The sequence below is a fragment of the Terrabacter sp. R4-6 genome (assembly GCF_057529065.1).
Genome location: NZ_CP197224.1, coordinates 3,642,496 through 3,666,998, shown reverse-complemented (window position 1 = coordinate 3,666,998; position 24,503 = coordinate 3,642,496). Strand labels below are relative to the sequence as shown.

Annotated in this window: 17 protein-coding genes; 9 read left to right on the top strand and 8 right to left on the bottom strand. The window is 72.8% G+C overall.

Annotation, left to right across the window (positions count from 1 at the left end; genetic code table 11):
• Nucleotides 1-317: 317 nt before the first annotated feature.
• The 4 genes from ACSSS0_RS17050 to ACSSS0_RS17035 form a co-directional block, all read right to left on the bottom strand.
• Nucleotides 318-2,348: an ABC transporter ATP-binding protein gene (locus ACSSS0_RS17050; protein WP_487228917.1), complete on the bottom strand. Its 2,031-nt coding sequence runs from the start codon at nt 2,346-2,348 to the stop codon at nt 318-320.
• Nucleotides 2,345-4,243, bottom strand: coding sequence for an ABC transporter ATP-binding protein (locus ACSSS0_RS17045; protein ID WP_487228916.1), 1,899 nt, complete (start codon nt 4,241-4,243; stop codon nt 2,345-2,347). The genes ACSSS0_RS17050 and ACSSS0_RS17045 overlap by 4 nt, the downstream gene beginning before the upstream one ends.
• Nucleotides 4,244-4,382: 139 nt before the next feature.
• Entirely contained in the window at nt 4,383-7,373 is a 2,991-nt protein-coding gene (locus ACSSS0_RS17040) for a bifunctional FdrA/YlbE family protein (protein ID WP_487228915.1), read from the bottom strand.
• Complete coding sequence (locus tag ACSSS0_RS17035; protein ID WP_487228914.1) at nt 7,366-8,361, bottom strand: oxamate carbamoyltransferase subunit AllH family protein; 996 nt, start codon at nt 8,359-8,361, stop codon at nt 7,366-7,368. The genes ACSSS0_RS17040 and ACSSS0_RS17035 overlap by 8 nt, the downstream gene beginning before the upstream one ends.
• Nucleotides 8,362-8,475: 114 nt before the next feature.
• Here ACSSS0_RS17035 and ACSSS0_RS17030 point away from each other — a divergent pair, with 114 nt between their 5' ends.
• From ACSSS0_RS17030 to ACSSS0_RS16995, 8 genes are all read left to right on the top strand, one after another.
• A complete protein-coding gene (locus tag ACSSS0_RS17030) occupies nt 8,476-10,200 on the top strand; it encodes a PucR family transcriptional regulator (protein WP_487228913.1) in 1,725 nt (574 codons plus the stop codon).
• Nucleotides 10,201-10,334: 134 nt separating this feature from the next.
• Nucleotides 10,335-11,297, top strand: coding sequence for a type IV toxin-antitoxin system AbiEi family antitoxin domain-containing protein (locus ACSSS0_RS17025; protein ID WP_487228912.1), 963 nt, complete (start codon nt 10,335-10,337; stop codon nt 11,295-11,297).
• A gap of 200 nt (nt 11,298-11,497) precedes the next feature.
• The gene (locus ACSSS0_RS17020; protein WP_435986761.1) at nt 11,498-12,985 is read left to right on the top strand and encodes a uracil-xanthine permease family protein; all 1,488 of its coding nucleotides are present in this window, start codon (nt 11,498-11,500) and stop codon (nt 12,983-12,985) included.
• 146 nt (nt 12,986-13,131) lie between these two features.
• Nucleotides 13,132-14,103, top strand: a complete 972-nt coding sequence (locus tag ACSSS0_RS17015) for an FAD binding domain-containing protein (RefSeq protein ID WP_487228911.1) — start codon at nt 13,132-13,134, stop codon at nt 14,101-14,103.
• Nucleotides 14,096-14,644, top strand: a complete 549-nt coding sequence (locus tag ACSSS0_RS17010) for a (2Fe-2S)-binding protein (protein ID WP_487228910.1) — start codon at nt 14,096-14,098, stop codon at nt 14,642-14,644. Before ACSSS0_RS17015 ends, ACSSS0_RS17010 begins: the two co-directional genes overlap by 8 nt.
• Nucleotides 14,641-17,082 (top strand): aerobic carbon-monoxide dehydrogenase large subunit, encoded by a 2,442-nt coding sequence (gene cutA, locus ACSSS0_RS17005; protein ID WP_487228909.1) that lies wholly within the window; start codon nt 14,641-14,643, stop codon nt 17,080-17,082. Before ACSSS0_RS17010 ends, cutA begins: the two co-directional genes overlap by 4 nt.
• Nucleotides 17,079-17,735 (top strand): SRPBCC family protein, encoded by a 657-nt coding sequence (locus ACSSS0_RS17000; protein ID WP_487228908.1) that lies wholly within the window; start codon nt 17,079-17,081, stop codon nt 17,733-17,735. The genes cutA and ACSSS0_RS17000 overlap by 4 nt, the downstream gene beginning before the upstream one ends.
• A 2-nt stretch (nt 17,736-17,737) precedes the next feature.
• Nucleotides 17,738-18,661 carry a carbon-nitrogen hydrolase family protein gene (locus ACSSS0_RS16995; protein ID WP_487228907.1) on the top strand — a complete coding sequence of 308 codons (924 nt, stop codon included), beginning with the start codon at nt 17,738-17,740 and terminating at the stop codon, nt 18,659-18,661.
• 137 nt (nt 18,662-18,798) lie between these two features.
• Here ACSSS0_RS16995 and ACSSS0_RS16990 read toward each other — a convergent pair whose 3' ends face one another.
• The 4 genes from ACSSS0_RS16990 to ACSSS0_RS16975 all read right to left on the bottom strand — a co-directional run bounded on the left by ACSSS0_RS16990 (nt 18,799) and on the right by ACSSS0_RS16975 (nt 22,170).
• Nucleotides 18,799-19,356: an RDD family protein gene (locus ACSSS0_RS16990; RefSeq protein WP_487228906.1), complete on the bottom strand. Its 558-nt coding sequence runs from the start codon at nt 19,354-19,356 to the stop codon at nt 18,799-18,801.
• A 13-nt stretch (nt 19,357-19,369) separates the two neighbouring features.
• A complete protein-coding gene (locus ACSSS0_RS16985; RefSeq protein ID WP_487228905.1) occupies nt 19,370-20,362 on the bottom strand; it encodes a hypothetical protein in 993 nt (330 codons plus the stop codon).
• Nucleotides 20,363-20,512: 150 nt separating this feature from the next.
• Nucleotides 20,513-21,706, bottom strand: coding sequence for an RNA polymerase sigma factor (locus ACSSS0_RS16980; RefSeq protein ID WP_487231221.1), 1,194 nt, complete (start codon nt 21,704-21,706; stop codon nt 20,513-20,515).
• Between the two features lie 23 nt (nt 21,707-21,729).
• Nucleotides 21,730-22,170 (bottom strand): YciI family protein, encoded by a 441-nt coding sequence (locus ACSSS0_RS16975; RefSeq protein ID WP_435986769.1) that lies wholly within the window; start codon nt 22,168-22,170, stop codon nt 21,730-21,732.
• A gap of 197 nt (nt 22,171-22,367) precedes the next feature.
• Between ACSSS0_RS16975 and ACSSS0_RS16970 the strand changes: the two genes are divergently transcribed.
• Nucleotides 22,368-24,503, top strand: a complete 2,136-nt coding sequence (locus tag ACSSS0_RS16970; RefSeq protein WP_487228904.1) for a hydantoinase/oxoprolinase family protein — start codon at nt 22,368-22,370, stop codon at nt 24,501-24,503.

The following is a 24,503-nucleotide window of genomic DNA, read 5'->3' as shown; positions in this document are numbered from 1 at the left end:
CACACGCGACACACCCCGGGGGTCGCCCAGCCGTCGTCGAGTGGCCCCGTCGTCACACGGGACACACCCCGGGGGCGCTCCCCGTCGTCGAGTGGCCCCGTCGTCACACGGGACACACCCCGGGGGGCGCTCCCCATCGTCGAGTGGCCCCGTCGTCGCACGGGACACGCCCCGGGGGCGCTCCCCGTCGTCGAGTGGCCCCATCGTCACGCGTGCCCCTCGTCAGGTGTCAGGTCGGTCCGGACACTGCTGGGACACGTGGGGTTGCGGGGCCACTCGAGTGGGGCGGGGCGCTCGTTCGAGTGAGGGTGGCGGGGTCAGGAGGTCCAGGCGCGCCAGAGGGCGGCGTACTCGCCGTCCTGCTCGACGAGCTCGTCGTGGCTGCCGAGCTCGGCGACGCGACCGTCGATGACGACCGCGATGCGGTCTGCGTCGTGCGCCGTGTGGAGGCGGTGCGCGATCGCGACCACGGTGCGCCCGGTGAGCAGCGCGTTCATCGAGCCCTCGAGGTGGCGTGCGGTGCGCGGGTCGATGAGCGAGGTCGCCTCGTCGAGGACGATCGTGTGCGGGTCGGCGAGGATGAGGCGGGCCAGGGCGATCTGCTGGGCGCGGCCCGGCGTCAGCACCTGGTGGCCCGACCCGAGCTTCGTGTCGAGACCCTCGGGCAGCCGCTCGACCCAGTCGAGGGCGTCGACGGCCCGCAGGGCCTCACGGACCTCGTCGTCGGCCGAGCCCTCGCGCGCCAGCACGACGTTGTCGCGCACCGACCCGATGAAGACGTGGTGCTCCTGGGTCACGAGGGCGACCTCGGTGCGCAGCTGGTCGAGCGGGAGCGACGTCAGCTCGACGCCGCCGACCGTCACCGACCCGGTGCGAGGGCCGTGGATGCCCGACAGCAGGCGCCCCAGCGTCGACTTGCCGGAACCGCTCGGGCCGACGATGGCGAGGCGCTCCCCCGTGCTGAGGTCGAGGTCGATGCCGTGCAGCACGTCGTGGCCGGCGCGGTAGGCGTAGCGCAGGTCGGTGCCGACGAGCTCGGGTCCGGTCGGCCGGTCCTCGCCCGCCTCGCGGTCGGCCGGCACGGTCGCGATGCCGAGCAGGCGGGTCGTCGACGCGATGCCGACCTGCACCCGATCGACGGTGTGGACGAGCATGTCGAACGGGCCCCAGAGGGCCTCGGTGTAGAGGATCGCCGTGGTGATCTGCCCGAGCGTGGCCCAGCCCTGGGCATACCCGATGGCGCCGAACAGCAGGACGAGCACGCGCGGCAGGCTGAAGGCGACGTCCATGACGGCGAAGAGCAGGTTGCGCAGCGTCATCGTGTAGCGCTCGGCCTGGCCGGACACCTCGATGTCCTCGTCCCCGCGGCGCAGGCGGTGCTCCGTCAGGCCCAGCGCCTCGACGGTGCGGGCACCCTCGACCGTCTCGGTGAGCGTGGTGTTGATGCGCGAGTAGGTGCCGCCCTCGGTGAGGTAGCCCTTCGGCGCGCGCCCGAGGTAGCGGCGCACCTGGAAGAGCGCGAGCGACATGAGCACGATCGACGGCAGGGAGAGCACCGGCGAGTTGCTGACCATGGCCACGAGGGTCAGCACGACGGTGATGCTCGCGATGATGGCCTCGGGCAGGGCCCAGCGCACGCTCTCGCTCATGGTGCCGACGTCGCGGGTGACGCGCGTGACGAGGTCGCCCGAGCTCGCGCTCTCGACGCGTGAGAGCGGCAGCCGGAGGATGGCGCGCACGATGTACTCGCGCGCCGTGGCAAGGACGCTCTGGCCGAGCACCGTCGAGGACATCTTGGCCGCGAAGGTGAAGGCGCTCTGCAGGACGACGAGCCCGGCGACGACGAGCGCCGCCGAGTTGGCCCCGGCGAGGGCGGCGTCGACCCGGCCCGCCTCGACGTCGGCGACCGTCGAGTCGACGAGCTCGCCGAGCAGTCGCGGGACGAGCAGGCCCGCCGTGGCGGCGAGCGCGTTGGCGAGGATGACGGCGACGACGAGCAGCCGCTCCTGCGAGAGCAGGCCACCGATGAAGCGCACGACGCGCGCGTTGTCGGCGATCGGCAGACCCGTGCGCGCGTTCATCGTGTCGGCGACGAACTCCTGGGCCCGCCGCTCGCGCAGCAGGTGCCGTCGGTGCAGCGCGCTGAGGCGCTGGCGCATCGAGGCGGACCGGGGCGGCCGCAGCTCGTCGGGCACGGCCGGGGCGTGGACGGCCGAGTCCCACGTGCGCGCGGACTCGGCCGCGAGCACCTCGGGCAGCGGAGAGACCCACGTGGTGTCCACGGGGTCCACGGTGTCCGCGGCGCCCGTGACACCGGTCGTCGCGACCGTGCTGTCGGCGCGGCTCATCGGGACTCCTCGGCGAGGTGGGAGAGGACGGACGGGTCGGCGTCTCCGCCGCGGACGACGACGGAGCGGTATGCCGGCGACTCGGCCAGCAGGTCGGCGTGCCGTCCGTGGGCGGTCGCGACACCACCCTCGAGGAGGATCACCTCGTCGGCGTGGTGCAGCAGCAGCGGGGACGCGGTCATGACGACCGTGGTGCGCCCGCGCCGGTGCTCCCCGAGACGGGAGGCGATGCGGGCCTCGGTGTGGGCGTCCACGGCGGACGTGGGCTCGACGAGCACGAGGACGTCGGGGTCGGCTGCGAGGGCGCGCATGAGCACGAGTCGCTGACGCTGCCCGCCGGACAGCCCGCGACCGCGCTCCTCGAGCTCGCCCTGCCACCCGCCGGGGAGGGCGTCGAAGACGTCGTCGGCGGCGGCCGTGTGGAGCGCCCGCTCGGCCTGCTCCCGCGTCAGCCGGCCGATCGGGTCGACGGCGGAGCGCAGGGTCCCCGCGAAGACCTGGGGTGAGGTGTCGCTGACGAGGATGCGCCGGCGCACCTCGTCGAGCTCGACGCGCGAGAGGTCGACGCCGCCGACGGTGACCCCCCACGGTTGGCGGGCCCGCTCCTCGTCGCGGAGGGCCTGCTCCTCGCGGGCCTTGGCGCGCGCCGAGCGCTCCCGCCTGGCGGCACGGCCCTTGAGCGCTTCGGGGATCTCGTCGCTGACGAGCGCGCCCTCGTCGCTCGGCAGGTAGCGGCCGAGACGGTCGGCGAGGGCTGCCGAGTCGTCGGGCACGGCCGAGACGACCATGGTGAGGATGCCCGGGCGGATGGTGGCGCCGGACTCGCCGTCGACGATCTCGGCGCTCGTGTCGAGCCCGGCGGGCTCGTCGGGGTGGACCCACGGCGGGCGCTGCGACAGCACGGCGACCGCCTTGCGGGCCGAGACCACCGAGCGCGTCCACTTCTGGGCGAACTCGACGAACGTGCGCATCGGCTGGACGAGGAAGAGGCCGTAGCCGAGGAAGCTGACGAGCTGGCCCACCGTGAGCCGGCCCTGCGCGACCTCGCGCGTGCCGAGCCACATGAGGGCGACGACGAAGCCACCCGAGAGCAGGACGCCGACGGACTCGACGGCGGCGAGCCAGCGACCGGCCGAGACGCCGGACTGGCGCACGCGCTGGGACTGCCCGGCGTAGTTGCCGCCGAAGGTCTCCTCACCACCGATGCCGCGCAGGATCCGCAGGCCGCCGACGATGTCGGTCGCCATCGACGTCAGCTCGGAGTTGCGGGAGCGCTCGACTCCCTGCCAGCGCTGCATCGGCCGGAGCAGCGGCGTGCCGAGGACGACGAGCAGCGGAGCCGAGACGAGGACGAGGACGCCCATGCGCACCGACGTGCTGAGCACGATGGCGGCGACGACGAGGTAGGCGGCGAGCTGCGAGATGGCGCGCGTGCTGATCTCCATGAGGGCGCCGAACTGGTCGCCGTCGCTGCCCGAGACCGAGAGCACCTCGCCGGTCGGCGTGCGCCGCGTCAGCACGTGGCCGAGCTGGAGCGCCTTGCGCGTGACGAGCTTCGTCGTGCCGTAGAGGGCGATGAGCCACTCGCGGACGATGACCGTGTGGAAGAGGATGCCACTGCACGCGCCGAAGACGGTGACGACGGCCAGCACGAGGACCCACTGCATGGTCGCCGCGGGGTCGCCCGCGACGATGCCGGTGTCGATGGCGCGGCCCACGATCCACGGTCCGACGGTCTGCGGCACCATCCAGATGAGGGCGACGAGCAGCCCGGCCCAGAACAGACCGCCGTTCTGCCTCACCATCCACCAGAGGAAGGCCCGCGGCGGGCGGGTGTCGGGCGTCTCGGCGCCTCGGTCGGTGTAGGCCCGGATCTGGGGCGGAAAGTCTCGCATGGCCTGTCCACCCTAGGTCGCGGCGCCGACAGCGCCCCACTTCTTTTCTCTGTCGGCAGATGCGTGTCGGATCCGGAGTGAGGGTCGGGCCGCGCGGCCGACGACGACCGCGCGACCCGAGCTGTGGGGGCCTGCCCGGTCAGTCCTCCCGCGCGGCCGCCGCGAGAGCGGTGAGCGCCTGCGTGAAGCACTGCTCGGGAGGGGTCACGAGACCCGCGCCGACCTGCCCCGTGCCCGCGACCCGCCCGGCCATGCCGGTGTTGATCTGGGGCAGGATGCCGGTCCGCGCGACGGCGGCCACGTCGATGCCGGTCGGCGTGCCGCGGAACTCGAGGATCGGCACCTGGTAGGCCGTGTGCTCCCCGACCGTGATCTCGTACATCGTCTGCGTGGCCCGCAGCGCGAACGGCACGTCGCCGCCGACGAACTTCACGATCGCCGGTGCCGCCGCCATGGCGAAGCCGCCGATGCCTGCGGTCTCGGTGATGGCCGAGTCGCCGATGTCGGGGTTCGCGTCGTCCGGGCCGTAGGAGCCGAGGAAGAGCCCCTCGGGTGTGTTGGCCGGGCCCGTGAACCAGGCGTCACCCGTCCCCGACACGCGGATGCCGAAGTCGGTGCCGTTGCGCGCCATCGTCGTCACGACCGAGGATCCCGGGATGCCATGGGCGGCAAGGGTGCTCAGCTTGCAGGCCGGCATACCGAGGTTGAGGAAGAAGTGCTCGTTGGCGCCCGAGAAGCGGACCGCCTCGGCGATGTCGGCGGACGACGCGTCGGCCGTGATCATCGTCGGGAGCAGCTCGCGCAGCAGCATGAGCGAGCCGGCGCGGTTGCGGTTGTGGCCCTCGTCGCCCATCTGGAGCATCTGGGCGATGATCGCCTTGACGTCGATGGAGCCCTGCTGCTCGACCCGGGCGCGCACGGCCTGCTGGAGGATCGGGCCGAGGACGGTGTTCATCCACCGCAGCCGGTCGATGACCTCGGGACCGTAGGCGCCGTAGCGCAGCACCTTGCCGAGCCCCTCGTTGAGCGAGCACCACGACGTGTTGTCGTGCACCTCGTCGCGCAGCTCGTAGACCCACATCGACGGGCTGATGACACCGGCCATCGGGCCGACGGCGTCGCGGTGGTGGCACGGCTCGAGCGTGATGCCGTCGCCCTTCTCGAGCTTGGCCTCGGCCTCCTCGGCCGTGTCGGCGAGGCTCTCGAAGAGCATCGCGCCGATGAGCGCACCCTTGAGCGGCCCTGAGGCGCGGGCGAACTCGATCGGTGGCCCGGCGTGCAGGAAGGTGCCCCGCTCGAGCCCGAGCACCTCGTGGGCCGGTCGGACGTCGACGAGGTCGGCGCCCGCGGCGGTCATCCGGCGCAGCGCCTCGGCGTTGGCTGCGTCGCGGCGGGGGTCGGCGAGGACCCGGCCGAGCTCGCCGGCCGTGCCCGGCATCGGCGGCTGCCACGAGGCCTCGGTGACCGAGACCGCCTGCGCCCGAAGGGCGTCCGAGAAGAGTGACACCCCGGCGGCCGCGACCGTGACGTCCGCGGACAGCAGCCCGTGGAGCGGCTCGGTCCCGGCGCCGGTCGCCGTCCCGGCGCCGGGGGCGTATGCCGTGTCGCCCGGCGCGCGCTCCGGCGCGGGCACGTCGTGGCCGAGCAGGTGCAGCGCCCGGCGCGTGGCGGCGGCGTTGGAGAGCAGGACGTCGGCACCGGCGTCCGCGAGGGCCCGGGCCGACCGCTCCAGGCCCTGGGGGTCCGACGCCGTTCCGGTGACCGAGACGACGACGAGCAGGTCGCGTCCGGCCGCAGCGGCCGTCTCACGGGCGGCGCGCACCGCTGCTGCGAGCTCGGGGGCCGGGTCGGCGTGCGCCCCGTGACCGAGCACGAGGTCGAGGAGGAGCACGCCGCACGTCGGGTCGGCCGCCTCGACGGCGATGCGGTCGAGGCGCAGCGACGGGTCGATCATCGGGTGGGCGCGCCCGCGGGTCATCGTGTCGTCGCCGAAGTCGATGACGACGTGGCCGGGGTCGCGCAGGTCGGCGCCCAGGGCGAGCTCGGGCCGGAGCGGGATGTTGGACCGGATGTCGCCGAGCACCTCACCGGCGACGAGCATGGCCTCGTCGGCGAGGGTGCCGCCGCAGAAGAGCCCGCGCAGCGACCCCGACGACCCCGACGACCCCGGGGCCGCGGGCGAGCCCGAGGCCTCCCAGGTCGGCCACTCCGGCACGGTCGCGCCGACGGCGGACAGCACCGGCTCGACGGCTGCCGTGAGGTCCGGCCGCCCGGCCCCGAGCGTGGCCCAGTGGACCGGCTTGCCCAGCCCGGCGGCATACGCCTGCAGGTCGGCGAGGACCTCGGGAGCGGGGGGCTTGGAGACGACGACCACGGACGTCGTCTCCGGGTCGGCCGCGAGGGCGGCGAGGGCCTGCTTCGTCGAGCGGGCGGCGACGGCGGACGACAGGTCGCGGCCGCCGACGCCGAGGCAGTGGCTGATCCCGACCCCGGCGGCGTCGAGCAGGCACATGACCTGCTGGGCACCCGTGCCGGACGCCGCGACGAGGCCGACGGAGCCCGGCCGCACGACGTTGGCGAAGCCGAGGGAGACGCCGCCGACGACCGCGGTGCCGCAGTCGGGGCCCATGACGAGGACGTCCGCGGCGGCCGCGGCGTCCTTGAGGCGCACCTCGTCCTCGACCGGGACGTTGTCGGAGAAGACCATGACGGACACCCCGGCACGGACCGCGTCGAGGGCCTCGGTGACCGCGTGCTCGCCGGGCACCGAGACGAGCGCGAGGTCGGCGCCCGAGAGGCGGATCGCACCGCCGAGCGTCCGGGGCGCCGGCGCGTCGCCGAACCCGCCGGAGGAGCCCCCGGCGGCACGGCCCTGGGTGAGGGCGGTCTCCAGGGCGGCCTGCCCCGCGGCGATGCCCGCCGCGTCACCGCGGATCGCGACGACGAGGTCGTTCGGCGCCGAGTCGGGCACGTCGAAGCCCATGCCGCGGATGACCTCGAGGTTGAGCTCGGTCGCCATCGCGACCTGCGCGGCCTCGACGCCGGGCGCGGAGGCGACGGTGCGTGAGACCTGCATGAGGGTCACGGAGTCGAGGTAGGCACCGGTTCTCAGCTCGACGTGGTCAGCCACGGTGGAGTCCTTCCTGGGGTTCGGGTCGGTGTGGGCGTCCGGGTTCGGGTCGGGGGCTGGGCTCGAGGACTGCGTCGACGGCACGGAGGGCACCGCTGACACCGGACAAGAGGTCGCGGCCCGACGTGTGCCCGATGGCGAGCACCCGGTCGACGAGGTCGGCCAGCTCGGACAGGTCGGAGGGGTCGCTGACGTCACTGAGGTCGGTGGGCCCGCTTCCCTCCGGCGGGTCGAACGGATTCGACGGTGCAACGGCCCGGGCAACGCGCGGCGAGGCGCCGGCCGACCTGATGGTTGACCCCTCTCGGGAGACCAGACGGGTCACGAGGCGCGCGACGTCCGGGACGGCATACCCGGCCCCGGCTGCGACGAGGAGGGCGGCCGACAGGCTCGTCGTCCACGGCAGCACGCCGCGGACGGCGGTGCGCACGGCCGACAGGGCGCGCCGGGACGGTGGCGCGTCGACCGCGGCCAGGGTGAGCAGGACGCCGCAGAGGGCGTCGTCGCCACTGGGGGTCAGCCCACGCCCGACGCCGACGAGGCCGCGGACGCCGGGGTCGGCCGACCGGCCGGCGAGCGCCTCGGCGGTGAGGTCGTGGGCCAGGTCGCCCAGGACTCCGGGCTCGGGGAGACCGCTGTCGCGAGCGGATCCGCGAGGCGCGGGGCGCACGCGCGCCGGCCGGAGCAGCCGGGCCGCGACGACGTCGGCGCGCGGCAGGCGTACGCGCCCCTCCCCCACGACGACGTGCGCGCCGGCCTCGACCCCCCACCGGACCGCGCTCGACGGCAGGGCCAGGCGCAGGCCGATGGGCAGCGCGACGGCGTCGGAGGCGAGCACGGCGAGGACCCGCTCGTGGGCGCCGAGGTCGAGGTAGAGGCAGGTGGGGAAGGCGGCGAGGACGCGGCAGCGCCGCGGGGCACCGGCCACCTCGCCAGCCACGAGGGGCGACACGGCGGCCGGCAGCAGCGTCAGGTCGAGGTCGTCCATGCTCGCGCTCACCTCCACCGTCAGACCCCCGTGCCGGCACGAACCGGCTCCGTCACGGTCCGCCCCGGCGCGGACCGCTGACGCGACGCTATCGACGGTGGGTAGGGTGCGCTCATGGTGAAAGTTGCCAACGATCCGGCCCTCCCCGAGGGTGACTTGCCAGCCGCGGGTCGCTCCGGCGAGGCCGAGCCCGAGGTGTCCGGCATCTCGCTGCGGCTCATCGCCGGCCTCGCCGCGACGGCGCACGGGGTCGTCCGCGCCGAGGCAGCGCGCCTCGACGTCAGCGTCGACAGCACGACGCCGCTGCGCTCCGCCGTGCGCGACGGCGGTCCGGCTCGGCTGACCCACCGGCTCGTGCTCGCCGACGCCGCAGCCCTCGCGGAGCAGGACGGCGACGCCCGCTCGCTCGGCGACACCGTGTCGGCCCTCGATGCCGCCGGCGCCGCAGGTCTCGTCGTGTCCGGGCTGTCGGGCAAGCCCCTGGCCGCCCTCGTCACGGCCGCCAAGTCCACCGGTCTGCCGCTCATCGACGTCCCGCTCGACCACATCGCCACCTTCACGACCGACGTGCTGAGCGCGATGCTCGAGCACCAGACCGCGATCCTGCGCCGGCTCGAGGACGCCGACCGCGCCCTCGTGCAGATCGTCCTCGCCGGCGGCTCCCTCGACGACCTCTGCGAGCAGGTGGTCGGCTTCCTCGACGGCGCGGCGATGGTGACGACGACCGACGGTCGCGTCATCGCCCGCGCCGGGTCGCAGCGCGAGCTCGACCACGCCCTGTCCCTCGAGTGCTTCGACCGCACGGGGCGCCTGCTCACCGAGGCCGAGCCGATGGGGCCCCGACCCGACGGCCCGACCGCCAACCGCTCGGCCGTGCGCATCGTCGCCGGGCACCTCGACCACGGCGTCCTCATGGCCTTCTGCAGCCACCGGCACCTGACGGTCGACGACGTGCGTCTGCTCGAGCGCGCCGCGACGGTCGCCGCGCTCGCCATCACCAAGGACCAGGCCGTCTCGGCCGTCGAGAGCAAGTACCGCGCCGAGTTCCTCCGCGACGCCCTCGCCGGACGCGCCGGCTCCCCCGTCGACGCCGTGGCCCACGCGAGCTCGCTCGGCTGGGACATCGACCGGCCCATGGTCGTCGTCGTCGCCGAGACCGACGAGGACGACGACCGGTCGACGCGCGACGCGGAGGAGGTGCGCTTCCTCCAGCAGCGGTTCGCCCGCGCCTGGACGCACGCCGTGGCCGTGCGCGACTCCCGTTCTCCCGTCATGGGATTCAGCCGTGAGGTGGTCGCCCTCATCGGTGTGCCGGCCGGGGCCGACACCGAGCAGGTCATGCGGATCGTGGGCGAGTACGTCCGGGTCGTGCGTGGCGACGGCGGAGGCGGTCGACGCAGCTTCTCGGCCGGCGTCTCCCGGCCGATCACCTCGGTCGCCGGCCTGCCCCAGGCGTACGACGAGGCGCTCTCGGCGGTCACCGTCGGTCGCCAGATGCACGGCGACGGTGCGACGACGCACGTCGACGGCCTCGGCATCTACCGCCTGCTCGCGCTCATCCCCGACGGCGCCGACCTGCGCCGCTTCGTCACCGAGTCGCTGCGCGAGCTGGCCACCGACGACTCACCGGAGTACGCCGGCCTGCGCCAGACCCTGAGCATCCTCATCGACACCAACATGAACGTCGCCGAGACCGCCCGACTGCTCTTCTTCCACTACAACACCCTGCGCTACCGCATCGGCAAGCTCGAGAAGATCCTCGGCCCCTTCACGACCGATCCCGACCTGCGCCTGACTCTCGCGCTCGCGCTCAAGATCCACCAGATGCGCGGCATCTGACCGCCGCCCCTCGCGTATGCCGTGTCGCCCGGTCCGCGGAACATCGCACCCCGGTGAGGGGGTGCGACCTTCCACGGGCCGGCTCCTGTGGAAGCAGCGCACGCTGTGGCACGCGATCCGGTGACGATCCAGGGGTGGACGCACTCCTCCGCGCACGCGCCGCAGGTCAGTCCGGCCTGGTGACGCGGACCCAGGCACGGGACGCGGGCCTGAGCCCGAAGGCGATCGAGTGGCGTCTGGGCACTGGCCGGTGGCAGGTCGTCCACCCGGGCGTCTACCGGACGCTGCCGGGCCGCGGTGGCTGGGAGACCCGTGCCGTGGCAGCACTGCTCCACGCAGGTCCGGGGGCAGCACTCACGCACGAGAGCGCGGCGCACGAGTGGGGGCTCATCAGACAGGCACCGGGCACCATCACCGTCGTGATCCCGGCCGAGCGGAGGGCGCGACCGGTCGAGGGCGTCCTGATCCGGCGCAGCAGGCACGCCGCGGCTCGGACGGACCCCCGCGCCTGGCCGCACCGCACCCAGGTCGAGCACACCGTGCTCGACCTGTGCTCCGGACGAGGTCCGGATCGTGCGATCGCCTTGGCCGCGCAGGCCGTCGGTCTCGAGCTGACGAGCACCGGGCGCCTGAGGTCGGCGCTCGGCAACCGGCGGGGACAGCGGGACCGGTCCCTGCTGCTCGAGGTCTTCGCCGAGGTCGCCGACGGGTGCGAGAGCCCTGCCGAGCGACGCTACGTCCGCGACGTCGAGCGCGCCCACGGTCTGCCCCACGGACGTTCGCAGTCGCCCTTCGGTCGTGTCGGGCGGCGGGACCGCGAGTACGAGTGGGGAGTCGTCGTGGAGGTCGACGGGCGGCTCGGGCACGCATCGTGGACGGACGTGCAGCGCGACGGCCGTCGGGACCGCTCGGCGCTCGTCGCCGGCCGCGTGACCCTCCGGTGCTACTGGACCGACCTCGTCCCGAGCCCCTGCGGTCTGGCCGGCGAGGTGGCGCAGGTGCTGCGCGCCCGGGGGTGGGCGGGCCGGCCACGGAGGTGCGGGCCGGGGTGCAGCATCGACGACGGCGCCCGGCTGTGGAACCTCGCCCCCCGGTGAGGGGGTGCGACCTTCCACGTCGGGGCGGTGGCGGACCGCCGGGAACGGGGGTGACGGCATACGTCATGACGTGCCAGAGGGGCACCCTCGGCGTGTATCAACGTTTGACGAACGCAATCCCTTGCGGTGGGAGTAGTTTTCGCCCATCCCGGAGTGGGACGTGACCCACATCACCGAATGTGGCAACCATAGGAGTCGGAATGGCTTTGGGCTGGAAACTGCACGGGGACGGCAAGACGATGGGCCCCGACGACGTCGTCGCACCAGACGAGCGGCTGTCGTGGGGCAAGACGATCGGTCTCGGTGCGCAGCACGTCGTCGCGATGTTCGGTGCGACGTTCGTCTTCCCCCTGATCATGGGTCTCAACGCCCAGCTCGCGATCATGATGAGCGGCATCGCGACGATCTGCTTCCTGCTGATCGTGAACGGCAAGGTCCCGAGCTACCTCGGCACGTCGGCGAGCTTCGTCGGTGCCGTGGCGGCCATCCGGGCGCAGGGCGGCACGTCCGCCGAGGTCACGGGCGCCATCCTCGTCGCGGGCCTCGTGCTCGCGCTCGTCGGTGTGGCGATCCACTTCCTCGGCTCGTCCGTGCTGCACAAGGTGCTGCCGCCGGTCGTGACCGGCGCGGTCGTCATGCTCATCGGCTTCAACCTGGCGCCGGTCGTCGCCAACATCTACTGGCCGCAGGACCAGTGGGTGGCGCTGCTCGTCATGGCGTTCACGATCATCTGCGCCGTCGCCTTCAAGGGCTTCATCTCGCGCATCGCGGTCTTCCTCGCCCTGATCTTCGGCTACGTCATCTCGTGGCTCTTCGACCAGGTCTTCGGTCAGATCACGTCCTACGACGCCGGCGCGGGCAAGGTCACGACGCACTTCCGCACGAACTTCGACAACCTCGCCAGCCAGCCGTGGTTCGGCCTCCCGCCGTCGACGACGACCGGGGCCGACGGCAAGGAGCTCGTCGGCATCCACGCGCCGTCCTTCTCCGTCGCCGCGATCCTGCTCGTCCTGCCCGCCGTCATCGCGCTCATCGCGGAGAACACCGGCCACGTCAAGGCCGTCGCCGAGATGACGAAGACCGACCTCGACCCCTACATGGGCCGGGCCATCGCCGCCGACGGCATCGGCACGGTCATCGCGAGCTCCGTCGGTGGCTCGCCGACGACGACGTACGCCGAGAACATCGGCGTCATGGCGGCGACCCGCGTCTACTCGACGGCCGCCTACTACGTCGCCGCGGTCGTCGCCATCGTCTTCGGCCTCTCGCCGAAGTTCGGTGCGCTCGTCGCGTCGGTGCCGGGCGGCGTCCTCGGCGGCATCACGGTCGTGCTCTACGGCATGATCGGCCTCCTCGGCGCGAAGATCTGGAAGGAGAACGGGGTCGACTTCGGCAACCCGATCAACCTCGTCCCGGTCGCGGCCGGCATCGTCATCGGTATCGGCAACGTGTCGCTCGTCTTCACGTCGGACTTCTCGCTCGGCGGCATCGCCCTCGGCACCATCGTCGCGGTCGGCGCCTTCCACGTCGCCCGTGCGCTCGCCCCGGCCGACCTGCGTGAGCGGGCTGACGCCGCAGGAGGCACGATGATCTCGCTCGGGGAGCGGGAGGGCGACTACGGCGATGCCGACGGCATCGACGACCTCTACCAGGACCGCCCCGGCGGTCCGGACCTGCGGCGACGCTGACCCACCAGGAAGCACCGGCCCGTGGGCTCCCGATCTCGGATCGGGGGCCCACGGCCCGTTCAGGGCAGAAGTTGCCAAAAGCCCACGGGCAGCGATGCACAACCCTCACTAGTCCCCACCGGGGGTCGGAAGGCAGGATCAGTTCGGTGAAGCCCGCCCCCTTCGAGCACCACGCACCGCTCACCGTCGAGCAGGCCGTCTCCGTCCTCACCGAGGTCGGGCACGACGGCAAGGTCCTCGCGGGCGGCCAGAGTCTCATCCCGATCCTCAACATGCGCCTGGCCTCGCCGGCCCACCTCGTCGACATCAACCGCGTCGCCGGCCTCGACACCGTCGAGGTGACGCCCGAGGCCGTCCGCGTCGGCGCGCTCGTGCGGCACGCGGGCCTCGAGCGCTCCGAGGAGGCGTATGCCGCCCTACCCCTCCTGCGCCAGGCGCTCGTCAACGTCGCGCACCCGGCCATCCGCAACCGCGGCACGACGGTCGGCTCCATCGCGCACGCCGACGCGGCGGGTGAGATGCCGGCGATCCTCGCGCTGACCGACGGGGTCGTCGAGGTGGCGGGCCCGTCCGGGGCGCGCGAGATCGCGTGGTCCGACTTCTTCCTCGGCGCCCTCGAGACGTCGCTCGCCGCCGAGGAGCTGGCCGTCGCGGTGCGTTTCAGTCGGTTCCCGGCCGGCACCGGCACGGCCTTCACCGAGGCGGCCCGTCGCCACGGCGACTACGCGATGGCCGGAGTCGGGGTCGCGGTCACGGTCACCGACGGGGTCGTCTCCGCCGCCCGCGCGTCCTTCGTGTCCGTCACCGACGTGCCGTCGGTCCTCGACCTCACGCCGTCGCTGGGAGGGGTCGAGCCAGGCACCGCCGCCTGGGACGCGGCTCTCGACGCCGCTGCCGAGGCGGTGCGCGGGCACGTCGACCCCGAGGGCGACATCCACGCCAGCGCCGACTACCGCCGCATGCTCGTCACGGAGCTGACCCGCCGGGTCCTCCCCCAGGCCGCCGACCGCGCTCAACCCACCGCACCGAACGCAGCGTTCGATCGCGAAAGCGCTGCTACACCACTGAGTTCGCCATCGGACGCTGCGTTCGGTGGAGAAGGAGCAGGCGATGACTGACACGACCAGCGAGACCCTCCACGACGTGACGGTCTCCGTGAACGGCGTGCGCCACTCGGCCGCCGTGCCCGCCCGCCGCCTGCTCTCGGACTTCCTGCGCCACGACCTCGAGCTCACCGGCACGCACGTCGGCTGCGAGCACGGCGTGTGCGGCGCCTGCACCGTCCTCGTCGACGGGCAGCCGATGCGCTCGTGCCTCATGTTCGCCGTCACGGCGCAGGACCACGCGATCACGACCGTCGAGGGCCTCTGCTCGGCGCCCGACGCCCGGCTGGCACCGACCGGCGAGTCGATGAATCCCGTCCAGCAGGCCTTCGCCGAGTGCCACGGGCTCCAGTGCGGCTTCTGCACCCCGGGCTTCCTCACGACCGTCACGGCCTACCTGGAGGACAACCCGTCACCGACGAGCGAGGAGGCGCGAGAGGCGATCTCGGGCAACCTCTGTCGCTGCACCGGCTACCAGAACATCGTCAAGAGCGTCCTGCGCGCCGCCGAGATCAAGGCCGAGCGGGCGGACGAGACGGCCGAGGTGCACTCGTGACCACGCAGATGTTCGGCGCGCCGATCAGGCGCAAGGAGGACCCCCGCCTCGTCACCGGCGGCGGACGCTACCTCGACGACCTCGGGCACGACGCGCTCGCGGCCGCCTTCGTCCGCAGCCCGCACGCCCACGCCCGCATCGTCGACATCGACGCGTCCGAGGCCGTCGACGTCGAGGGTGTCGTCGGCATCTACGTCCACGAGGACCTCCCGGGCCGGGTCGGCGAGCCGCTGCCGCTGCTCATCCCGCACCCGACGCTGACCCACGGCCGCACCGGCTACGCGCTCGCCAAGGACGAGGTCAACCACGTCGGCGAGCCGATCGTCATGGTCGTCGCGACCGACCGCTACGTCGCCGAGGACGCGTGCCAGCGCATCCGCGTCACCTACGACCAGCTGCCCGTCGTCGTCGGCATCGAGGCTGCCCGCTCGGGCGAGCTGCTCGTGCACGACGACGTGCCCGACAACGTCGCGGCCCACATGCTCCAGGAGGTCGGCGACGTCGAGGCCGCGATGGCCGCAGCGCCCCACACCCTGACCCTCGACCTCGACATCGAGCGCAGCGCCTGCATGCCGATGGAGGGCAAGGGCGTCTACGCCCGCTGGGACCGCGACCGCGGCGAGCTGCGGATGTACTCCTCCACCCAGACCTCGACCGGCGTGCGCGCCGCCGTCGCCGCCAAGCTCGACCTGCCGCTCGCGAAGGTCGAGTGCATCGCCCCCGACGTGGGCGGCGGGTTCGGCGTCAAGATCGTCCACCCCTGGCCCGAGGAGGTCCTCGTCCCGTGGGCCGCGATCCTGCTCGGCCGCCCGGTCAAGTGGGCCGAGGACCGGCGCGAGCACTTCATCAGCGCGGCGCACGAGCGCGGCCAGCTCCAGCGGGTCACGGTGGGCTTCGACGACGAGGGCCACCTGCTCGCGCTCGACGTCAAGCTCTGGCACGACAACGGCGCCTACACCCCCTACGGCATCATCGTCCCGATCATCACCTCGACCCAGCTGCTCGGCCCCTACAAGCCGGGGACCTACCGCTGCGAGTTCTGGTCGCTCTACACGAACACCGTCCTCGTGACGCCGTACCGGGGCGCGGGCCGTCCGCAGGGCTGCTTCGCCATGGAGCGCACGATGGACGCGATCGCCGACGAGCTCGGACTCGACCGCGCCGAGGTCCGCTCGCGCAACTTCATCCTCCCGACCGAGATGCCCTGGGACCACGGCCTGCTCTTCCAGGACGGCCGCCCGCTCAAGTACGACTCGGGTGACTTCCCGGCGAGCCTCGCCAAGCTCAAGGACCTCGTCGGCTGGGACGACTTCGCCGACTACCGCCGCCAGGCCGAGGCCGAGGGACGCAAGGTCGGGCTCGGGATCGGCTGCTACGTCGAGGGCACCGGCGTCGGTCCCTACGAGGGCGGCCACATCCAGATCGAGACGAGCGGTCGCGTCAACGTGTCGACGGGCCTGACCTCACAGGGACAGGGTCACGAGACCGTCTTCGCGCAGATCGTCGCCCAGGAGCTCGGCGTGCGCATGGAGGACGTCTACGTCACGACCGGAGACACGCGCAAGATGGCGTATGCCGTGGGCACCTTCGCGTCGCGAGCCGCGGTCATGAGCGGCAGCGCCATCGCCCTCGCCGCGCGCAACGTCCGGGCCAAGGCGCTGCGCATCGCCGCGGACGCCCTCGAGGTGTCGCCCGAGGACCTCGAGATCGTCGAGGGCACGGTGCGCGTCAAAGGTGCCCCGGCGACGTCGATGAGCCTGGGCACGGTGTCGGTGCTGTCCAACCCGCTGCGCTACGCGTTCGACGAAGCGGCAAAGGCCGCAACGCAGTTCGCCGGCACCTTCGACCCCGACAAGCCGCCCGTCGCCGACGACGATGAGCCGGGTCTCGAGGGCAAGGACTTCTACTCCCCCACCCAGGCGACCTTCGCCAACGGCATGCACGCGGCGATCGTCGAGACCGACCCCGTCACGGCCGAGATCACGATCCTGCGCTACTGCGTCATCCACGACTGCGGCACGATGATCAACCCGATGATCGTCGAGGGCCAGGTCCACGGCGGCGTCGCGCAGGGGGTCGGCGGCGCGCTCTACGAGCGGATGGCCTACGACGAGTCGGGGCAGCTGCTCAACGCGAGCTTCATGGACTTCCTCATGCCCTACGCGTCCGAGGTGCCGACCATCGAGGCCGACCACCTCGAGACCCCCAGCCCGCTGAACCCCTTGGGCATCAAGGGCGCCGGTGAGGCGGGCTGCATCCCCGTGTCCGCCGTCATCGCGTCGGCCATCGAGGACGCCGAGGGCTTCCCCATCACCCGGATGCCGATCTCGCCCTACGACCTCTGGGAGCTGCGCCGCCGACACGCGGACGGCGAGATCCCGTCCCTGCACCGCACGACACGCACGACGAGCACGTCACCGAAGGAGCCGACCGCATGAAGATCACCGGATCCGCCACCCTCGCGGCCGACCCGCAGCAGGTGTGGGACGCCTTCCACGACCCGGCCGTGCTCGCGCGCTGCCTGCCGGGCTGCGAGCGCCTCACCGAGCTCGGGCCCGACCACTACGCGATGACCGTGACGGCGGGCGTCGCCGCGATCAAGGGCACCTACGACGGGGAGGTGTCCCTCCGGGACCCGCAGCACCCCGGCTCCTTCACGATGAAGGCCTCCGGCGCCGGCGCTCCGGGCACCGTCGACGCCGACGTCGTCGTGCGCCTTCGCCCCTCCACCGCCGGCGGCACCGACCTGACCTACGACGCCGACGCGTCCGTCGGTGGTGTCATCGGCGGCGTCGGTCAGCGCATGCTCGCCGGTGTCACGAAGAAGATGGCGGGACAGTTCTTCTCCGCCGTCGACGCCGACATCTCGGGCGTCCGCCCGGTCACCCCGAGCGCTCCCGCGGCCGCCGCGCTGGGCCCGGCACCCGGCATACCTGCTGGCGCTGCTGCGCCCGGCACCCCGGTGTCGTATGCCGGCCGGCCGGCTCCCGCGGGACCGTTCGCCGGGCGCGAGTACGCCCTCGGCGTCGTCACCGGCGGGGCCGTCGCGCTCGTCGGTGTCCTCGTCGGCTGGGCGATCGGGAGGCGATGACGATGCGCGCCTTCACCGCCGCGGCCGTCCAGGTCGCCCCCGTCGCGGGGCCGCTGACCGCCGACTCGATCCGCGCCAACCTCGACAGGTGCGTCGACATGACGCGCCAGTGCGTCGCCGCCACCGGGGCCGAGCTCGTCGTGCTCCCCGAGTCGGCGACGACGGGCTTCACCCCGGGCTGCTCCAAGGAGGAGCTCTGGGACCTCGTCACCGACCTGCCGGGCGCGATGGCCGAGCCGATCCAGGCCGTGGCCCGCGAGCTCGGCGTGCACATCTGCTTCGGCACCTACGAGCGCGGGCCCGAGCGCGGGGTCGTCTACAACTCGTCGGTGCTCGTCGGACCCTCGGGTGACGTGCTCGGCGTCTACCGCAAGACGCACCCCTTCTGCTCCGAGATCGTCAGCGGCGGCGGGTGGGTCACTCCGGGCGACACGGTCACGGTGTGCGACACCGAGCTGGGCCGCATCGGCATGATCATCTGCTTCGACGGCGACTACCCGGAGCTCGCGCGCATCCAGGCCGTCCAGGGCGCCGAGGTCATCTGCCGGCCGTCGGCGCTGCTGCGCTCGGCCGACATCTGGGACCTCACGTCGCGGGCGCGGGCCTATGACAACCACGTCTACGTCGTCGGGGCCAACGCCGTGGGCGCGGACCCCGCTGGCGTGCTCTACTTCGGCAACTCGCACATCGTGACGCCGATCGGCCACATCGTCGCCAAGGCCGCGACTCACCCCGGCTGGGTCTCGGCCCGGCTCGACCCGGCCGATGCGCTCGCGTCGCTGACGCCGGGCTCCAACGTCGGCCAGGCGTTCGACCACCTGCGCGACCGCAACCTCGACCTCATCCGCAACCACCGGGCCGAGCTCGAGGGCCGCGCCGAGACGTCGTTCCCGCACGCGCCGATCCACCGCGGCGAGGCCGGCTGACCTCCGCGCCCCGCCCGCGGCGACCGGCCGACCGACCGACGACCGTTGGTCGGTATGGCCGCCCGAGACCGGCGTGTCGTGCGGCGTGTCGAGCCGCACACGCCACCAACGGTCGTCCGTCGGCGCGGCCCGTCGGCTCAGTCCTCGGGTGGCAGCACGATCGCCCGGGGCGTCGACGTCGGCTCCTCGCCCCGTCCGCGAGTGGACGTCCAGTCGTAGACGACCGACGTGCGCAGCAGCAGGTCGGGCAGCGACCTGTTCTCGCGGCTGACGACGACCCAGAAGAGCACGATCGGGAACATGACGCAGGCTGCGGCGCGCAGGAACGCCCGCGTGAGCCCGATCGTGCGCCCGCCGTCGTCGACGACGCGCAGGCCGAGCAGGCGGTTGCCGAAGGTGCGGCCCGTCGTCGCCCACGCCACCGTGAGGTATGCCATGAGCAGCCCGAGCACGAGCAGGAGCAGCCTCAGCCCGCCCGGGTCCGGGAAGTGGAAGGACTGTGGACCGAGCAGGAAGATCGTCCCCGACCACGCGGCATACATGAGGGCGACGCCGAGGAGCGCGACGGTGAGGTCGACGGCGCCGGCAGCCACCCGGGTGACGATGCCCGCCCGGTGGCCCTGGACCGAGCGCGCCGGGCCGGGCAGGACGATCCGGGACACCGGGTCCCGGCCGGGCCGCGACGGTGACGTCATGACGTCGCGCCGCTCATCCGGCCGACCCCGGCAGCACCGGATGGCTCGCGATCTCGGTAGTCGGGAGGGCCGGCCCCGGCGTGCGCGGACGACGCCGAAGCATCCGGTCGACGACGTGCGCGACGCGCTCGTCGGCACCGACGCCCTGCCAGCGCACCTCGCGCATCCCCTCGGAGGCCATGGCACCCGACGAGCTCTGGATGATGCCCGGGAGGTCGATCTCCTCGACGACGTACTCGGCGAGGGCGATGAGGTCGATCCTGGCCACGACGGCGTCGAGGTCGAGACGCGCGGCGATGGCGTCGATGTCGACCCGGTCGATGATCGCCCCGATGTCCACACGCCCCACGATCGCGTCGATGTCCACCGCCGCCACGGCGCGGTCGAGGTCAGCACGCGCGACCACCGCATCGACGTCGACCCGGTCGATGATCGCCCCGATGTCCACACGCCCCACGATCGCGTCGATGTCCACCGCCGCCACGGCGCGGTCGAGGTCAGCACGCGCGACGACCTTGTCGACGTCCACGCGCTCGATGATCGCGTCGACGTCGACGCGGTCGACGACGGCCCCGATGTCGACCCGCGACACCGCCCGGTCCAGGTCGACCGCCTGCACGACCGCGTCGAGGTCGACGTGGTCGACGACGACGTCCGTGAGGTCCACGAGGTCGAGGACGGCCTCGACGACGGCTGCCGCCAGCCGTTGGGCCACCAGCTCGGCCCGTCGACCGATGTCGTCGCGTCGCGACCGCCCACGACGGCGCAGCTCCTGCGACCAGTCGGCGTCTCGCACCAGGGCGGACAGATGGCTCAGCGCAGCCGTCACCGGTGCCGTCACCACGGCCGTGACGAGCATCGGCGGCCGAACCCGCTCGACGACCCTGCCGGCCGTCTCGACCCCGACCGCGGCCAGACCGAGCACCACCTCGGCAAGGTCCGAGACGGTCAGCGGCTCGAAGCGCCCCACCGGCTCGTCCGGCCCGGCTGCCGTGGTCTCGTCCATGCCTCGTCCTCACCGTCCCGGGGCACCGTGACCCACACCGACCGGCGCCGCTGACTCGTTCTGTCTCCAGCATGCGTCCGACTGGCCCGGGCGGGCATCACCCGCGACGAGTGAAGGAGCGCCGATCCCGCGGATCGGCGAACGAGGCGCTCAGGACCCGGACGACCGCAGTCGAGCGGCCCGGGACGCAAGGTGCCGGCGCTCCGCCTCGTTCGTCGCGGTCGCGGCGGCCCGGTCGAGGAGGTCGGCCGCCTCGGGGGCGTCGCCCGCCATCTCGAGCAGCTGCCCACGCACCGCCATCCAGCGGTGCGTCGTGCCGAGCCGGTCCTCGACCTCGTCGACGACCTCGAGGGCCGCCTCGGGTCCGTGCGCCATGGCCACCGCCACGGCCCGGTTGAGGGTCACCACCGGGTTGCCCGTGACCTGCTCGAGCAGACCGTAGAGCGAGAGGATCTCGTCCCAGTCGGTGTCGGCGGCCGTCGATGCACGGTCGTGGACCGCGGCGATGGCGGCCTGCAGCTGGTACTCCCCGACCGCCTCTGACGCCATGGCCCGGCCCAGCAGGTCGAGACCCTCCGCCACGAGCGAGACGTCCCACCTCGACCGGTCCTGGTCGGGCAGTGGCACGAGAGCTCCCGAGGCGTCGCTGCGGGCCGGGGCGCGCGCCTCGAGCAGCAGCATGAGGGAGAGCAGGCCCAGGGCCTCGGGATGGTCGGGAGTCCCGTCCACGAGCATCCGCGTCAGGCGGATCGCCTCCCGGGACAGCGAGGTCCGCTGCACCGTGTCGCCGTGCGTGCTCGCGTACCCCTCGTTGAAGACGAGGTAGAGGACGTGGAGCACCGAGCGGACACGCTCCTCACGGTCGCCACCGGACGGCATACGAAAGCCGGCGCCGGAGGCGCGGATCGTGGCCTTGGCGCGGCTGATCCGCTGCGCCATCGTCGCCTCCGGCACGAGGAAGGCCTGGGCGATCTCGGCGGTCGTCAGCCCCCCGACGGCGCGCAGCGTCAGCGCGATCGCCGACGCCGGGGTCAGTGACGGGTGGCAGCAGAGCAAGAGCACCGTGAGGCTGTCGTCGCGGTCGACCGGGTCGTGAGCCGGCACCTCCCAGGCGATGACGCGCGCCTCGCGCTCACGCCGGGCCGCGTCGCTGCGCCACCGGTCGACGAGGCGTCGGGAGGCCGTGGTGACGAGCCACGCGCGCGGCTCGTCGGGCAGCCCGTCGACGGGCCAGTGCCGGGCTGCGGCGAGCAGGGCCTCCTGGACGGCGTCCTCGGCCGAGTCGAAGTCGCCGAAACGGCGGCTGACGATGCCGACGACCTGCGGCGCGAGCGTGCGCAGCAGGTCGTCGACGGCGGGCTCTGTGCTCAGCGGGTGCCGCCCGCCGTGCGCAGGAAGGCATCCATCTCGTCGGTGTTCGCCGGCGCCTCCTCCATGACCTGGCGCACGTGGATCGGCTGCCGCGTGGGCACGCCGCCACGGCCCGGCACCGCCGACATGAGCGACGCGATCTCCAGTGCGCGCTCCTCCGAGTCGACCTCGACGACCTGGAAGCCGGCGAGCCACTCCTTGAACTCCTGGAAGGGTCCGTCCGTGACGACCGGTGCGGCACCGTCGGACCGCACGATCTTGGCGAGGTCGGGCCCCGTGAGGATCGTCGACGAGACGAGCTCGCCGTTGGCCTCGAGCTCGCCGACGAGCTTCTCGTAGTAGTCGAGGTGGGCCTGGACCTCTTCTGGTGTCCAGTCGGACATCGGGGCCGGGTCGTCGCCGGCCTGGAAGTCGACGCCGATGAGGTACTTCGCCATGTCTCACTCGCTCCTTCGTCGCGTCGTGCCAGCGTGGCACGCTCACCCCGGGGACGGAGCGGACGGCGCGCCCTCGACATCGACCGTGCCCGACCGTTCGGCCCGAACGGATCTGGCGAGGGTTGGCGCGGAACCGGGCAGGTGTTGGCAGCATGTGCCAACGCCCCAGGAGGCGTCCCGCGGGTTGAATCCTCACCATGACAGCAGGCACCTCCGCACGCCGCCGGATCCGCATCGGCATCGACACGGGTGGCACGTTCACCGACGTCGTCGCGCTCGACGAGGACTCGGGCGAGCTCGTCACGACGAAGACCCCCTCGACGCCGAGCAACCCCGCCGACGGCTTCCTGGCCGGCGTCCGCAAGGTCCTCGACCTCATGGACGCGGGCGGCGACGACATCAGCGCCGTCTCGCACGGCACGACCGTCGCGACGAACAAGCTGCTCGAGGGCAAGGTCGAGGCCCTCGGCTTCATCACGACCGAGGGCTACGAGTTCATCCTCGAGATCGCCCGCCAGGCGGTGCCCGACGGCTACGGCAACTCCTACTTCTGGGTCAAGCCCGCACGCATCGTGCCGGCCGACTACGTCAAGACGGTCGGCGGCCGGTTCGACTTCGAGGGCAACGAGATCCGCCCGTTCGACGAGGAGCGCGCCGTCACCGTCGCGCGGTGGTTCAAGGAGCGCGGCATCACGACGATCGGTGTGTGCTTCCTGCACTCCTACGCCGACGACAGCCACGAGCTGGCGATGCGTGAGGTGCTCCGCCGCGAGCACCCCGACGCCGTCGTGTCGATCAGCTCGGAGGTGCTGCGCGAGTACCGCGAGTACGAGCGCTCGATGACGACCCTCGTCGACGCCGCGGTCAAGCCCAACGTGTCGCGCTACGTCGCCAACATCCACCACCGGCTCGACGAGTTCGTCGGCAGCAGCGAGAAGCTGCCCTTCTACATCATGAAGTCCAACGGGGGTGTGCTCTCGGCCGACGAGGTCGTGCACCAGCCGATCACGACCGTCCTCTCCGGACCTGCTGCCGGTGCGCTCGGTGCCGGTCTCATCGCGAGCCGCGCCGGCTTCGACAAGGTCCTGACGTGCGACGGCGGCGGCACCTCGACCGACGTGTCCGTCGTCCTCGCCGGTGAGCCGACGCTGACGACCGAGGGCACGGTCGGTGCCTACCCGAGCAAGATCCCGATGATCGACGTCGTCACCGTCGGAGCAGGCGGCGGTTCCATCGCCTGGATCTCACCCGAGGGCTCGCTCAAGGTCGGTCCGCAGTCCGCGGGCGCCGACCCCGGCCCCCTCTGCTATGCCAAGGGCGGCACCGAGCCGACGATCACCGACGCGCACGTGACGCTCGGGCGCATCCCCCCGCACCTGCTCGGCGGCGAGATCCCGCTCGACGTGGAGGCCGCGCGCGCCGGGGTCTCGGCCCTGGCCGAGCGCCTCGGCCTCGACTTCGAGCGCTGCGCGACCGGCATCCTCGAGATCTCCGCGTGGAACCAGGCCAACGCGCTGCGGCAGGTGTCGGTCAAGCGCGGACTCGACGTGCGCGACTTCATGCTCGCCACCTTCGGCGGCTCGGGCTCGCTGCTCGCCTGCCGCCTCGTCGACATCCTCGGCCTCGCCGGCGTCGTCGTGCCGCAGAACCCCGGCAACGTCTCCGCCTTCGGACTGCTCACCGTCGACGTCAAGAACGACTACGTCCAGACGTCCGTCGCGCGCCACCACGCGCTCGACCACGCCGCCGTGCAGAAGACCTTCGACGACCTCACCGCCAAGGCGGCGAGCGCCCTCGACGGCGAGGGCTTCCCGCGCGAGAGCCACCGCTACACGCGCACCGTCGACCTGCGCTACTTCGGCCAGGCATACGAGGTCCGCGTCGCCGCGCCCGAGGGCGACATCGACGAGGCATATGCCGCCGGCGTCGCCTCGCGCTTCCACGACGAGCACCGCGCGCTCTACGGCTACGACTTCCGGGGCGACCCGACGCAGCAGGTCGAGTGGGTCAACCTCCGCGTCACCGGCGTCGGCCCCATCACGCGGCCCGAGCTGCGCGACCTCGCGCCGTCGCACGGCGCGGCCGACGTGCGCGAGCGTGCCCACCGCAGCGTCCGCCCGGTCTGCTTCGACGCGGATGCCGGCTACGTCGACACGGACGTCTGGTGGCGGCCCGACCTGCTCGCCGGCGACACCGTCGAGGGCCCGGCGGTCATCGAGGAGTTCGGCTCGACGGTCCCGGTCCACCCCGGCTTCGTCGTCCGCGTCGACACGCTCGGCAACCTCGTCATCACCCGGTCCACCGCCGCCCCGACGACCACCCCGGAGGCCTGA

Bases quoted from the DNA above. Each gene is read 5' to 3' on its own strand.
- ACSSS0_RS17050 (WP_487228917.1), bottom strand. From the start codon at position 2,348: ATGAGCCGCGCCGACAGCACGGTCGCGACGACCGGTGTCACGGGCGCC.
- ACSSS0_RS17045 (WP_487228916.1), bottom strand. From the start codon at position 4,243: ATGCGAGACTTTCCGCCCCAGATCCGGGCCTACACCGACCGAGGCGCC.
- ACSSS0_RS17035 (WP_487228914.1), bottom strand. From the start codon at position 8,361: ATGGACGACCTCGACCTGACGCTGCTGCCGGCCGCCGTGTCGCCCCTC.
- ACSSS0_RS17030 (WP_487228913.1), top strand. From the start codon at position 8,476: ATGGTGAAAGTTGCCAACGATCCGGCCCTCCCCGAGGGTGACTTGCCA.
- ACSSS0_RS17020 (WP_435986761.1), top strand. From the start codon at position 11,498: ATGGCTTTGGGCTGGAAACTGCACGGGGACGGCAAGACGATGGGCCCC.
- ACSSS0_RS17010 (WP_487228910.1), top strand. From the start codon at position 14,096: ATGACTGACACGACCAGCGAGACCCTCCACGACGTGACGGTCTCCGTG.
- ACSSS0_RS17000 (WP_487228908.1), top strand. From the start codon at position 17,079: ATGAAGATCACCGGATCCGCCACCCTCGCGGCCGACCCGCAGCAGGTG.
- ACSSS0_RS16995 (WP_487228907.1), top strand. From the start codon at position 17,738: ATGCGCGCCTTCACCGCCGCGGCCGTCCAGGTCGCCCCCGTCGCGGGG.
- ACSSS0_RS16990 (WP_487228906.1), bottom strand. From the start codon at position 19,356: ATGACGTCACCGTCGCGGCCCGGCCGGGACCCGGTGTCCCGGATCGTC.
- ACSSS0_RS16985 (WP_487228905.1), bottom strand. From the start codon at position 20,362: ATGGACGAGACCACGGCAGCCGGGCCGGACGAGCCGGTGGGGCGCTTC.
- ACSSS0_RS16975 (WP_435986769.1), bottom strand. From the start codon at position 22,170: ATGGCGAAGTACCTCATCGGCGTCGACTTCCAGGCCGGCGACGACCCG.
- ACSSS0_RS16970 (WP_487228904.1), top strand. From the start codon at position 22,368: ATGACAGCAGGCACCTCCGCACGCCGCCGGATCCGCATCGGCATCGAC.